The organism is Oscillatoria sp. HE19RPO, from assembly GCF_024220515.1.
Taxonomy (GTDB): Bacteria; Cyanobacteriota; Cyanobacteriia; order Cyanobacteriales; family Laspinemataceae; genus Laspinema.
The window spans coordinates 19,162-32,233 of the sequence record NZ_JAMXOT010000132.1 but is presented as its reverse complement, the minus strand read 5'-3'; the positions used below and the strand labels follow the sequence as shown (position 1 = coordinate 32,233).

The 13,072-nt window shown below is 48.4% G+C and carries 7 protein-coding genes and 1 pseudogene; 2 read left to right on the top strand and 6 right to left on the bottom strand.

Going from position 1 to position 13,072, the window contains the following annotated elements; all coding sequences use genetic code 11:
• Window positions 1-344: 344 nt before the first annotated feature.
• The 6 genes and pseudogenes from NG833_RS12610 to NG833_RS12585 all read right to left on the bottom strand — a co-directional run bounded on the left by NG833_RS12610 (window position 345) and on the right by NG833_RS12585 (window position 6,317).
• Window positions 345-1,988 (bottom strand): alkaline phosphatase D family protein, encoded by a 1,644-nt coding sequence (locus NG833_RS12610; protein ID WP_254565636.1) that lies wholly within the window; start codon window positions 1,986-1,988, stop codon window positions 345-347.
• Between the two features lie 195 nt (window positions 1,989-2,183).
• Complete coding sequence (locus NG833_RS12605) at window positions 2,184-3,350, bottom strand: hypothetical protein (RefSeq protein WP_254565635.1); 1,167 nt, start codon at window positions 3,348-3,350, stop codon at window positions 2,184-2,186.
• Window positions 3,351-3,651: 301 nt separating this feature from the next.
• Window positions 3,652-4,152, bottom strand: coding sequence for a gluconokinase (locus tag NG833_RS12600; RefSeq protein WP_254565634.1), 501 nt, complete (start codon window positions 4,150-4,152; stop codon window positions 3,652-3,654).
• Window positions 4,153-4,434: 282 nt separating this feature from the next.
• On the bottom strand, window positions 4,435-5,007 hold the full coding sequence (locus NG833_RS12595) for a methyl-accepting chemotaxis protein (protein ID WP_254565638.1): 573 nt from the start codon (window positions 5,005-5,007) through the stop codon (window positions 4,435-4,437).
• A gap of 369 nt (window positions 5,008-5,376) precedes the next feature.
• Window positions 5,377-5,793: pseudogene (locus NG833_RS12590) on the bottom strand (CHASE3 domain-containing protein); the annotation flags it as partial.
• Window positions 5,794-5,933: 140 nt separating this feature from the next.
• The gene (locus NG833_RS12585) at window positions 5,934-6,317 is read right to left on the bottom strand and encodes a hypothetical protein (RefSeq protein WP_254565633.1); all 384 of its coding nucleotides are present in this window, start codon (window positions 6,315-6,317) and stop codon (window positions 5,934-5,936) included.
• On the opposite strand from NG833_RS12585, the gene NG833_RS12580 reads away from it, so the two are divergent.
• Window positions 6,316-7,659 carry a P-loop NTPase fold protein gene (locus NG833_RS12580; protein ID WP_254565637.1) on the top strand — a complete coding sequence of 448 codons (1,344 nt, stop codon included), beginning with the start codon at window positions 6,316-6,318 and terminating at the stop codon, window positions 7,657-7,659. The genes NG833_RS12585 and NG833_RS12580 overlap by 2 nt on opposite strands.
• A gap of 2 nt (window positions 7,660-7,661) precedes the next feature.
• The gene (locus tag NG833_RS12575; protein ID WP_254565632.1) at window positions 7,662-13,022 is read left to right on the top strand and encodes a hypothetical protein; all 5,361 of its coding nucleotides are present in this window, start codon (window positions 7,662-7,664) and stop codon (window positions 13,020-13,022) included.
• Window positions 13,023-13,072 lie beyond the last annotated feature (50 nt).

The following is a 13,072-nucleotide window of genomic DNA, read 5'->3' as shown; positions in this document are numbered from 1 at the left end:
AAAAAATAAAACCTTCAAAAAACCCGCAGGCTCAAGCCTGGGGCTACACGGACAAAGCGGTGCCTGCGCGGGCTAAAAGAGCCTTGTTAGGTGCGATCGCATCAAAGCAAGGATGATTTATTTGTTGGAATCCCCTAAAGCATAGCCTTGGCAAGGGGAGGGTTAAGGTGGGGTCCCCAATTTATGCCAGATTTATACTCGTTTTCAATCCACCTCCGGTCCCCTCCCCTTGGCAAGGGGGGGGTTAGGGTGGGGTCCCCATTGATGCCAGATTTATACTCGTTTTCAATCCACCTCCGGTCCCCTCCCCTTGGCAAGGGGAGGGTTAGGGTGGGGTCCCCAATTTATGCCAGGATAATAGTTGTTTTCAACAGAGACAGTTCCCCTTTTTCATCTCGATTTCCCCCGTACAAATCAAAGCAGACTTCCATCCCTCCCGCTTCCTGTTCCGTAACCCGAAGAATCCCAAAATTATTATAACGACAGACTGCTAAATTCTCAAAATGATAGGGTTGATTTTCCGGGCGATCGCCTAAATCTCCTTCCGGTTTAACTAACATTTCTAAAATCCGCCGTTCCATTCCCTTCAAATGAGCATAAGCAATCCCACTGGAAGTCACCTGAAAAACCTGGGCCCCAGGAAAATCGGGATGAGACAGTTTAAACGCCGCCCCAATATGAACATCCCCACTAATAAAAATAACACGCCGCTGCATCTCTTGGGAAAGCTGAAAGACTAACTTTAACAAATGATTTCGCTCATCCCAATTGCTTTGATGTTCCCAATGGTCCCGTTGATCATCTTGATATCCAAACAAACTTAAGTCAATTTTGTTAATCACAAAACTACTTAAATGAACCACGGGTACTGGAGATACAATAAATAAAACTTCGGAATCGGATTGATACGCATTGGCAATCCACGCTTCAAATCGACTCCACTGTTTTAATCCTAACGACCGATGATGTTCGCGATTATAATTGCGATTTCCGCGCATATCTAGGACATAAAACCCACAACGTCCGCAATCAAATCCATAGTCAAACTGATTATTGGCAAAATCAGTTTCAGGATTATGAGAATGTTCATATTCCCAATAAACCTGTCGGGCCGCCTCAAACATTTCATCAGCAAACTGCAATTGTTGCGACTTATTTCGCAGTTGCCAGGAGGTATCTAGCAATCCCGCTAGTTCATCTGGAGTATAAGACCCCCATCCATCGACAATTTCATGATCATCCCAGATCATATAAGTGGGAAATCTCCGATAAATGCGCTGCACTTCGGGAATTCCCCAATATCCCCGATAAATATCCCGATACCAAGTAATCATATCCTCGCGAGTCGGATTCTGGGATTTGACCTTCCGCAACCATTCCCAGATACTCAAGTCGGGGTTGCCATCTACATAGACTTGATCTCCCGTTGCTAACACAAATCGCGCATTCACCTTGGAGAGTTCCTCGTTAAAGCGGTCCCACATCTCCACATTGGCCAGACGCCGCCCTTCATAAGGCATATGACAACTATAAATGCCAAAATTGATGGTTTTCGGATGTTCTGGAAAGGTCTGAAACCACAGGAGTTCCTCATGTCCCAACTCCCAGGGAGAATCCCGGTTGGGGTCAAATAACGCATAGTAATAGCGAGTATCCGGCGTGAGATTCATCAGTTCCATGACGCCGGTGAGGTCGGTTTCCGGGGTAAGTGAGAGGGGGAGAACAATTTCCGGGGAAAATTCTTCCGTATGAGACGGAGTGGTCAAGCGTAACTGGTACTCACGGCGATCGCCTAAACTCAACAAAGGAATCCCCTGAGTCGGAATGGGACGGGAAGAAACCAGCAACCAGTATTCCCCCGGTTCACCCACCCGAAACCAGAGGCGCACTGTGGTGGGGGTGGTATGACCGATAATACTGGTTTGCTCTAAGGGTGAATTCGGCCAAGGACGCTGTTGAGCATCGTAAAACTTCAGAGGGCGATTCATAAGGGTTTCTCGTCTCCATTGCACGGATAGGGAAGGACCATTCTATTATCTAGGCAATGGAGACACTGGATTCACCCCCTGGAAGTTCTGATTGACTTTACCGGGGTTCTCCAATCAGACTGCGGATCTGAGGCATCTCATCTTTTCGGGATTGGGTATCGTCCCCGATCGCCATTCTGATGGGGTGGGGGTCGCTTAAAAGCGGGCGATCGCAGCAACGGCACCCTCTGCTGGCATTTTGTCCTGGGGTTCTACATACACCGTCCCCCCATTAATCGCCGTATAAACCGCCGCAAAGTCTAACAAATCCTCATCATCCGGTTGAGCTTCTTCATGAATTTCTACCTGATTGGTTTCCGGATTAAACTGTCCCCATTGATGCTGATCTAAGGCCACAAACAGGGAATCCAACCGTTGATAATAGGCCGCAGAAACAATCTCCTCCAGCTTAGTCACAGTTTTGTCCGGTTGAGCACCACTGAGGTCTTGGTAGCGTTGTACCGCTTCTGTATAGGACTGCTCAAAATACGGCTGAACAATCTCCCAAGTGAGGGTTTGCAATTCGTCCGGTTTGAGCATTTTTGGATTGCCTGCCATGCCATCAAAGAGCAAATGGGGATAAGAGTTTGCCTCATGATAAAGCGGCATCAAATATTCCACCCCGGCCAAAACCAGGGGTGCATTCTCATCCTTGAGGCGATCGAAAATTCCCTTATCCACCTGATGAAAATATTGCAAAATATCCAGGTAAATCTTATCCACATCGGGGCTACCCTGTCCGTGATAAGCCCCCACTTCCGGTGCCCGGTTGTTCGTTCCACCGCGAGAGGTGAACACTCGGAATTGGGTGTTACTGAAGTCATCATACATCACGGCTTGGTCAATATTATCGGGGATATTTTCCACATGAATTTCCCGCGCACTGAATTGGGTCGCCTCAATCAGGCGGACATTCTCTTGACTGAGGGCTAAGATAAAATAGCGGCCATTTTTGTTGACCAAGGGGAGTAGCGGTTTCAGGTGGAAGCGATCGCTCACCACCACAATTTCATCCACCTCAATCGGGAGGCAATAATAGTGAAAGGCAGTCGGCGAGATGAAAATCGCCAAACCCAGTTCTTGGTGTTCCCAAAACTGGGAACTATCCAGCTTTTTGGCTTGTTCCAACCATTCGGACGCATCCGAGAGACGAATCCCCATCTCTTCCAGCTTGGATTCAACGTCTTTCATTAAATTCTTAAAGCGAATCGGATTTTGCTGAGTTTCCGAACCCGCCTTCACCGTTGGCATATAAAGGGAAACCGAAGGCTGTTCGTGATGCTCTAATAAAGTTTTAAGGTCACTTTTAGATAAAAAATCCATAAATTGAGTCTCCAAAAAAATCGTCAAACTTTTAGGTAGGATTACCCTGAAGTCTATTTCTAGAGAAGCAAAATTATGGAGATTTGCCCTCTTTCTTTTGATAGAAAAGCAAGAATAAAAACCCGCACCCTAAAGGGTGGGGCTATACGGACGAAGCCTGCCTACGCAGGCTAATACATAAAACCCAATTGAGACAACGCAACTCGTTCCCTGGCTCTGCCTGGGAATGCCAAATTGGAGGCTCTGCCTCCGGCTAACTCAAAAAACTAATAAAGTCCCCAAAATCCCCCAGCCAAATCCCTCATCCCGACCCCTTCACCAAACTAGAAATCCGTTCTACCAACTCAGAAACGGGTAAAGACACATCCACATGAATCGCATCCTCGGGAGTGGGTTCTTCTAAGGCATCAAATTGACTATTTAGCAAATCCGCTGGCATAAAATGGTCGGTTCGCGACTGAATTCGTGACTGAATTACTGCCTGGGAACCCTTCAAATAAACCAACTTAATTGGTTCCAAAGAACAATCCAAAATTTCGCGATAAGATTGCTTCAAAGCCGAACAAGCTAACACTACATTTTTATCTTGCTGTAACCAAGCGGAGATTTGTTGACGCATTGCCATTAACCAAGGGAGGCGATCGCTCTCATCCAAGGGGATTCCCTGACTCATTTTCTCCACATTTTCCGGGGAATGTAAATCATCGGCATCCATAAACTGCCAGTCTAACGCCTCTGCCAGACGCTTCCCGACGGTGCTTTTCCCTGAACCCGATACTCCCATGATGATGACAATGGTCACCGTTAAAGCTCCTTTTTCTGCCGACTGTGATGCTTTGGGGTAATTCGTGAATCCCCCGGACTACAATGATTGAACAAGGGTTTGATCCGGTTCCCTCGTTACAGCTTCTCCGTTTAGGTGCAACCTGACTATTATAAAGCATCTTCACCCCTGAGATTAAGCCCCCAGAACGAACCCACTTAGGCCAATGGTTGGTAGATATCATCTATAATCCCGCTTAAAGTATGACGACTGTATTTTTTTGAACTCCCTTAATCAATATGATTCAAGACGAGATTCTCTTTAAACTATTAACTTAAGATTTTGGGCAGATTGGTTTAATTGTTGAATGCCTAATTTCATTTGAGTAATGCCACTAGCGGTTTCTTGGGCTGATTGGTTGAGGATGTTCATAGCATCAACGACTTGTTGAATGGCAACCGCTTGTTGTTGGGCCGTTAGAGAAATTTGTTGAGTGTTCAATACCACAGTATTAAAAGCATTTGCTACTTCGAGGAAAGCGGATGTTGTTTTTTGACTAATTTTGTTTCCTTCTTCTACTGTCTTAGTGCCTTCATTTGTCACCGTCACGGTGGAATCGAGGGCGTTCTTGATCTCAATGACCAGGTTGTTAATCTTCTCAGCAGATTTCTGACTTTGATCGGCCAATTTACGAATTTCTATGGCGATTACAGCAAAACCTTTGCCATTTTCTCCGGCTCGCACAGCTTCTACGGATGCATTTAGCGCCAGCATATTCGTTTGATTTGCTAAATTGGTCACCACACCAGATATATTACCAATCTGATTAATTTCTGTGCTTAATCGCATAATTTGTTCAGCGATACCCCTGACTTTTTCTTTCAATATTGTCATTGATTCTAGGGTTTCATCCACTGCTAGGCTTCCGACTTCACTTATACTTAAAGCTTGTCCTGCGGCTTCAGCAGCAGATTGGGATTGATGGACTAATTGTTGGAAAGAATCACCCAAGTCATCCATTATGATAGTAGTTTGATTGACAGAAGTAGATTGTTGTACGACACTGCGCTCCTGCTGTTCAACTGTCGTAGCAATCTCTCTAGAACAACTGGCGAGCGTATTGGCTACCTGATTGATGGGTCGGACAACTTTATTGGAAATAAATAAGACAATAAATGAACTTAATACTACGGCAATAACTGTACCTCCTATAGAAATAACTGCCGATAATTGCTCCGACTGTTTTGCAAATTTTGTTCGTTGACTCAGTAGCTCCTCTTCTACATTCAGCATTTCTGTAAGTTCAACTCTGATTTTATCCATCAATATCTTGCCTTTGCCTGACATCACCAAAGCTCTTAGTTCTGCTTCTTTGCCAGCCCTTTTCAGGGAGATAGTTTACGCTAATTCATCTAGTTTTTCTTCGGCATTTCTTTCAACTTCCTCCAGCCTCATAACCTGCTCTGGGTGATCTTGAATTAAATTTTTTGTATCATTGAATGATTGATTGAGGCCAATCGTCCCATATTTGTAAGGTTCTAAAAAATCTTCTTGACCCGTGAAGATAAACCCTCGCTGTCCTGTTTCAGCGTTCAGTAAATCTTTTTCTATGTTTTGCAAATGGCTCTTGACTACATAGGTGTGCGTTTGCCAATTAATAGCTTCTGCTAAATTATCCATGCTCAACTTAGTTGCCAATCCGATGCTAATCATTAATAAAAGAACGACCCCGAAGCCCAGTAGGACTACTTGACTCAGCCGAATAATATTTTGCGACATTTTATTTGTCACCTCTGGATTAGTTTCTTCCTGGTAATAGTTTAGCATATTTCTCTTCTGTTCCTCCAAGAAAACCCTTGTCTTGACTGAATTATAGGACTCTTACAGGGAAGGGCGATCGCCACGGTTTTTCCTAATAGCAACTCAAAAATATAATCCGATTCGCCTAGGTCTCTCCCGATCAGAGATACGGCGATCGCTATCTGTTGACCATGACAGAAGAGGGATAGTATTTTCCAATCATTATGAAATAACGACTCCTTCGCCTGCAAGCAACCGAGTCCACAAGCTACCCAATCTAGACGTTTTGTTAGATAATAGACACAACAGTTCCCCCGGAGTCCTGGCGATGATGAGCCGATCGCCCAAAACTGCCGAGAATCTCCCCTCCCATCCCACAGCAAAACCACCACCATTATGACCATGACCCCTGATATCCGTGACTTTTATCGGGCGACGAAACCCGATCGCGCCCTGGTTTGTGCCGACCCCCAGGACCGGAAATATTACATTGATTTTTCCACGGTTCGCGGCGGCGAAATTATCGATAAACTTAAGACAAAAATCACCTTTTTTGAACCGGATAGCCCGACTTGTGCCTTGTTTACCGGCCATATTGGTTGCGGGAAATCTACGGAACTGTTGCGGCTGAAAATGGAACTGGAAAAGGCTGGGTTTCATGTGGTGTATTTTGCCTCCAGTGAAGACTTGGAACTGACCGATGTGGATATTGTGGATGTGTTGCTGGCGATCGCCTCTCGCATCTCCCAAAGTTTAGAGACAATTCAACTCACCAAAACCAGCAAGCTCAAAGATTTGCTACAAGAGGCGTCACGGGTTCTGAATGCGGATATTCAGGGAATCAAAGCTAAAATTCCCAAAATTGGCGATGTGGGAACCAGCAGACAAGGAGACAACTTTACTTTGTCCTTGGGAATTGGGGAAATTACGGCCAAAGTGAAACAAGATTCCTCCTTGCGGCAAAAGTTGAATCAGTTTTTAGGTCCCCAAAAACAACAACTGCTGGATGCGATTAATCAGGAGTTAATTGAACCGGCTATCAACGAACTCAAAGCCCAAGGGAAACAGGGATTAGTTGCCATTGTGGACAATTTAGACCGACTGGATAACAGTCCGAAACCCTGGGGAAAACCGCAACAAGAATATCTGTTTGTGGACCAGGGGGAATATTTAAGTAAGCTCAATTGTCATCTGGTTTATACCCTGCCTTTGGCGCTGAAATTTTCCAATAGTTATGGAATGTTGACTCAGCGATTTGAAGACCCGAAAGTGTTGCCAATGGTGCCGGTGCGATCGCAGGATGGCAAGGAACATCAAGGGGGGATGGCACTCTTGCGGCAAATGGTCCTCGCCCGCGCTTTTCCTGATTTAGATGAACAACAACGGTTAGATGCCATTCCCCTGATTTTTGACAGTCCCGACACTTTAGATCGCCTCTGCCAAATTAGTGGGGGTCATGTTCGGGATTTACTCAAATTGCTGAATACCTGGATTATGGAAGAAATGAAATTTCCCCTCCATCGCCAAACCTTAGAAAAGGTGATTCAGTCCTGTAAACAGGATATGACGATGCCCATTTCTGACCAGGAATGGGAGTTATTGCGTCAGGTGAAAGTTCGCCAAAAAGTCAATGATGATAACGGCTATCAACAGTTGATTAGAAGTCGCTTTGTATTTGAATATCGCGATGATGGTCAAGTGTGGTTTGATGTGAATCCGATGATAGCTGAAGCGGGGGTGCTGTAGCCATGACTGACCCGGTGAATCTGGAACCCATCAGCGCGGAAAATGAGCAGGCTTTAACCCGATTGGCTTGGGCATTGGAGGCATCTCGCGGGGAGTTTAAGCTGTTTATTGCCCGTTGTAATTATATCCAATTGCGATCGCGTCTGGTTCAGAGATTGCAACAGCTTTGTGAGGTGGAAATTCGCTGCATTGAAGTCAAAGCAGGGGACCAATTGCTACATAGCCGAATCCGGGCGGAATTGGGGGAGGAACAACCGGATGCGTTGATGGTGTTTGGGTTAGAAACGGTGACGGAGATTAATTCTCTGTTGAGTTCGGCAAATCAAGTCCGGGAGGAGTTTCAGAAACAGTTTCATTTTCCCTTAGTGCTGTGGGTGAATGATGAGGTGCAGCAAAAAATCCGCCAAATTGCGCCGGATTTGGAGAGTTGGGCGATTCCGGTGCAATTGACGATGAATCGAGAGGCGATCGCCACTTTTGTCACCGCCACCGCCCAAGATTGGTTTGCCAATCCACTGCAACTCAACCGCCAATCGGCTCAAAAATTGCAAGGAGAATTAGCAGCAGCGCAACAGGATTTAATCAGCCAAGGGGGATTAGATGAAGAACTGAATGCCCATTTAGAAACTCTATTTGGGGCAGTTCAATTCATCCTCGGTCAACCGGATTTGGCCCTCGTCCATTATCAACTAGCGGCGAAATGGTGGGATAAATCTCAGCAGTTAGAACCCCTGGGGAAAGTTTATCATCAAATTGCCGTTTGCCATTATATCAAAGCCCGACAACAACGCAATTTAAACCCCTCGGATTGGCAACCGACTCGGGAAGCAGTCGCCCACTGTTTAGCAACCTTTGAACAAACCCAAAACCCTGATTTAATCGCAAATTCCCTAGAAAGTATCGGCCAAATCTTACGTCAGTTGGGAGAGTGGGAGACCCTCCAAACCCTGGCAACCGATGCCTTATCCATCCATGAAACGGAAAATCAGCCCATAGAAACGGCCCGAGATTATGGGTTTTTAGCGGAAGTGGCTTTATCCCAATCCAATTGGACCGAGGCTCAAGAATTAGCGGAAAAAGCCCTAGAAATTTTAGTGGCAGTTCCGGGATTTTCCGATTCAAATCCTCCGATGGAGATGGAGGAACCGCCGGGAGAAATTGCCCTGGGTTTTGATGCTAGTCGCTATTATTTTATTCTAGCCCAAGCCGAGCAGAAGTTAAATCATCCAGAAGTGGCGATCGGTCATTTAGAGGCTGCAAAACAAATAGGAAGTCCTGAGCATGATACCCAGCTTTATCTGGAGATTCTCTGTCAGTTACAAGACTTGTATTTTCAACAAAAACAATATTTAGAAGCCTTTGAACTCAAACTCAACCGCTACTCCATTGAGCAACAATATGGATTAAGAGCCTTTGTCGGGGCTTGTTGGATTCAACCGCAACGGCAGGAGAATTTTGGTCTAACTCCTGTGGATAAACGGCAATCCGTGGCCCCGGAAATAGCCGCTTCTGGGCGGATGTGGGATGTGGAAAAAATTGTCGAAGAAATTGGCAAGAATGATTCCCGAATCCTGGTGATTCATGGACAATCCGGTGTGGGAAAAAGCTCCCTGGTGAATGGGGGAATCATTCCCAAGTTAAAGGAACAACTGAGTGGATATCAGGAATATTTACCGATTCCGGTGCGAGTTTATACGAACTGGAGGGAAGAATTTGCCAGTAGCTTGGCTGAGGCATTGGCAGAAAAAGGGGTAAAAATTAGGTCGGTCCCGGGAGAAGGGCAACTGGCATTGTTCCTGGAACAGTTGCAGGAAAATGAAAGCCGAAATAGGCGTTCTATCCTAATTTTTGACCAATTTGAAGAATTCTTTTTTGCCTGTGCCACCCCCAGAGAACGGCGGCAATTTTTTGATTTTTTAGGGGATTGCTTGAGGATTCCGAGTCTCAAAGTTATCCTATCCCTGCGAGAGGATTATTTGCATGAATTGCTAGAGTGCGATCGGCTAGAAAGCATGAAAACTATCAACAATGATATCCTAGCCCGCAAAGTCCGCTATCCCCTCGGCAACTTTTCCCCCCCAGATGCCGAAAAAATCATCCAAAGTTTAACGGAAAAAACCCAATTTTGCTTGTCCGATGAGTTAACTCAGGCATTAGTTCAGGACTTAGCCGATGAACTCGATGCCGTGCGTCCGATTGAATTGCAAATCGTCGGTGCACAACTGCAAGCGGAAAATATTACCACCTTAGCCGAGTATCAAAAACGGGGACCAAAAACCGAATTCGTCAAGCGCTACTTAGCCGACGTGGTGAAAGACTGTGGACCGGAAAATCAGCAGATGGGTGAATTTGTTCTGTACTTGTTGACTGATGAAAAAGGCATTCGTCCCCTGAAAACGCGGGAGGAAATAGCGGGGGAGTTACAGGAACTCGCCGCCGATTTGACGGGAAAGGTTAGCCAATTAGATTTGGTGTTGAAAATTTTTGTAGACTCCGGTTTAGTGTTGCTAATCCAGGAAAAGCCCGCAGAACGCTATCAACTGGTTCATGATTACTTAGCGGAGTTTATTCGCAAGCAACAACAGCCTCACTTAGAACGGTTAAGGGCCGAACTGGAAGGAGAAAGAAAACAACGTCAAAAGACAGAAGAAGAGTTAAAACGGGAAAGAAAGACTACGCAAATCTTAGCCGGAGCCAATCAGAAAGCAAAACAGCAAATTCGCCTTGGTACAGGAATTTTTGCCGCCTCTTTAATTGCTGCAATAATCACCGGAGGCTTCGCCCTCAAAGCCACTCAAACCCTTCAAGAAGCCCGAGAAGGGACAACACTAGAACGTCAAGCGTTGTTTTCATTAGGACAAATTGAAGTTTCCCAAATTGAGCGATTAGTCTCAGCTATGAGTTCGGGGCAAGCGTTAAAAGCGCTGGTCAAGCATAAGCGTTCTCTCTCAGATTATCCCACTGTAACCCCAATGCTGGCCTTGTACACTATCCTCAACCAGATCTCAGAGCGCAATCAACTACAGCATCAGGATGAAGTCACCAGCGCCAATTTCAGCCCCGACGGGGAGCGCATCGTCACCGCTTCCTGGAACAACACCGCCCACGTGTGGGACCGCAGTGGCCAACTCCTGGCGGAACTCACCGGGCATCAGGGTCCAGTTACCAGCGCGAGTTTCAGCCCGGATGGGGAGCGCCTCCTCACAGCCTCAGATGACACAACCGCCCGAGTATGGGACCGCAATGGCCAGCTAATCGCAGAACTCACCGGGCACAAGGGTCCAGTTACCAGCGCGAGTTTCAGCCCGGATGGGGAGCGCCTCCTCACAGCCTCAGATGACACAACCGCCCGAGTATGGGACCGCAATGGCCAGCTAATCGCAGAACTCACCGGACACAAGGGTCCAGTCACCAGTGCCAGTTTCAGCCCGGATGGGGAGCGCATTCTCACCGCTTCTTGGAACAATACTGCCCAGGTGTGGGACAGCAGCGGGAAACTCCTGGCAGAACTCACTGGGCATCAAGGTTGGGTCAGAAGTGCCAGTTTCAGCCCGGATGGGGAGCGCATCCTCACCGCCTCAGAGGACAACACCGCCCGGTTGTGGGACCTCGGTGGCCAGGTAGTGGCGGAACTCAGCGGGCATCAGGGTTGGGTCACCAACGCCAGTTTCAGCCTGGATGGGGAGCGCATCCTCACCGCCTCAGATGACAATACCGTCGGGGTGTGGGACCGCAATGGCAAATTCCTGGCGGAACTCAGCGGGCATCAGGGTTGGGTCACCAGCGCCAATTTCAGCCCGGATGGGGAGCTCATCCTAACTGCATCCTGGGACAAAACTGCCCGGGTATGGGACATAAATGGCCAACTTCTGGCGGAACTCAACGGGCATCAGGGTTGGCTCAGAAGCGCGAGTTTCAGCCCGGATGGGGAGAGCATCGTCACCTTAGAGGGCAATACCGCCCGGGTGTGGGACCTGCGTGGCCCGCTAGTGGCGGAACTCATCGGGAATCAGGGTCCAGTTCATCATGCTAGTTTCAGTCCGGATGGGGAGAGCATCCTCACCGCCTCAGAGGACAATACCGCCCGGGTGTGGGACCTGCGTGGCCAACTTCTGGCGGAACTCAACGGGCATCAGGGTTGGCTCAGAAGCGCGAGTTTCAGCCCGGATGGGGAGAGCATCCTCACCGCCTCAGAGGACAATACCGCCCGAGTGTGGGACCGCAGCGGCAAGCTGGTGGCGGAACTCACCGGCCATGAGGGTCTAGTGACCCGCGCCAGCTTCAGCCCGGATGGGAAGCGCATCCTCACCGCCTCAGATGATAATACCGCCCGGGTATGGGACCTGCGTGGCCAACTTCTGGCGGAACTCACCGGGCATCAGGGTCGAGTCTGGGATGCGAGTTTCAGTCCGGATGGGGAACGCATCCTCACCGCCTCCTCGGACAATACCGCCCGGGTGTGGGACCTGCGTGGCCAACTCCTGGCGGAACTCACCGGACATCAGAATTTTATCACGAGCACCAGTTTCAGCCCGGATGGGAAGCGCATCCTCACCGCCTCCTGGGACAACACCGCCCGGGTGTGGGACCTCCGTGGCCAGCTAGTGGCGGAACTCATCGGGCATCAGGGTCTAGTCACCCGCGCGAGTTTCAGCCCGGATGGGAAGCGCATCCTCACCGCCTCCTGGGACAACACCGCCCGAGTATGGGACCGCAATGGCCAGCTAGTGGCGGAACTCATCGGGCATCAGGATCGAGTCTGGGATGCCAGTTTCAGCCCGGATGGGGAGCGCATCCTCACAGATTCACTGGACAATATCCCCCGGGTGTGGGACCTCCGTGGCCAGCTAGTGGTAGAACTCACTGGGCATCAGGGTCGGTTCACCCGCGCCAGTTTCAGCCCGGATGGGGAGCGCATCCTCACCACCTCAAATGACAACACCGCCCGGGTGTGGGACCTCCGTGGCCAGCTAGTGGCGGAACTCATCGGGCAGCAGAGTCGCTTCACCAGCGCTAGTTTCAGCCCGGACGGGGAGAGCATCGTCACCGCCTCAGAGGACAACACTGCCCGGGTGTGGCGTGTGGGAAGTTTGGATGACTTGCTGGAGTGGGGGTGTGATTGGCTTGCGGATTATCTCGCTACCCATCCCAGCGAATTGGAAACGTTAGAGACTTGTCAAACGCCATCCAATTTGGCAGAAGCGGCGCTGGTTTTAGTTCGGGAAGGGGAGACGCAAGCTAGAGCGGGTCAGGTCGATGCGGCAGTGGCGACGTTTCGCAAGGCGTTGAAGTGGAATGCAGGGTTAGATTTCAATCCAGAGGCCAAAGCGAAACAGCTTGCAGAGGAGGGAAATCAGGGATAATGGATCGGTGGAGTTATCCTGTTGCCCGCATTATTTCTCAATTCATCAAA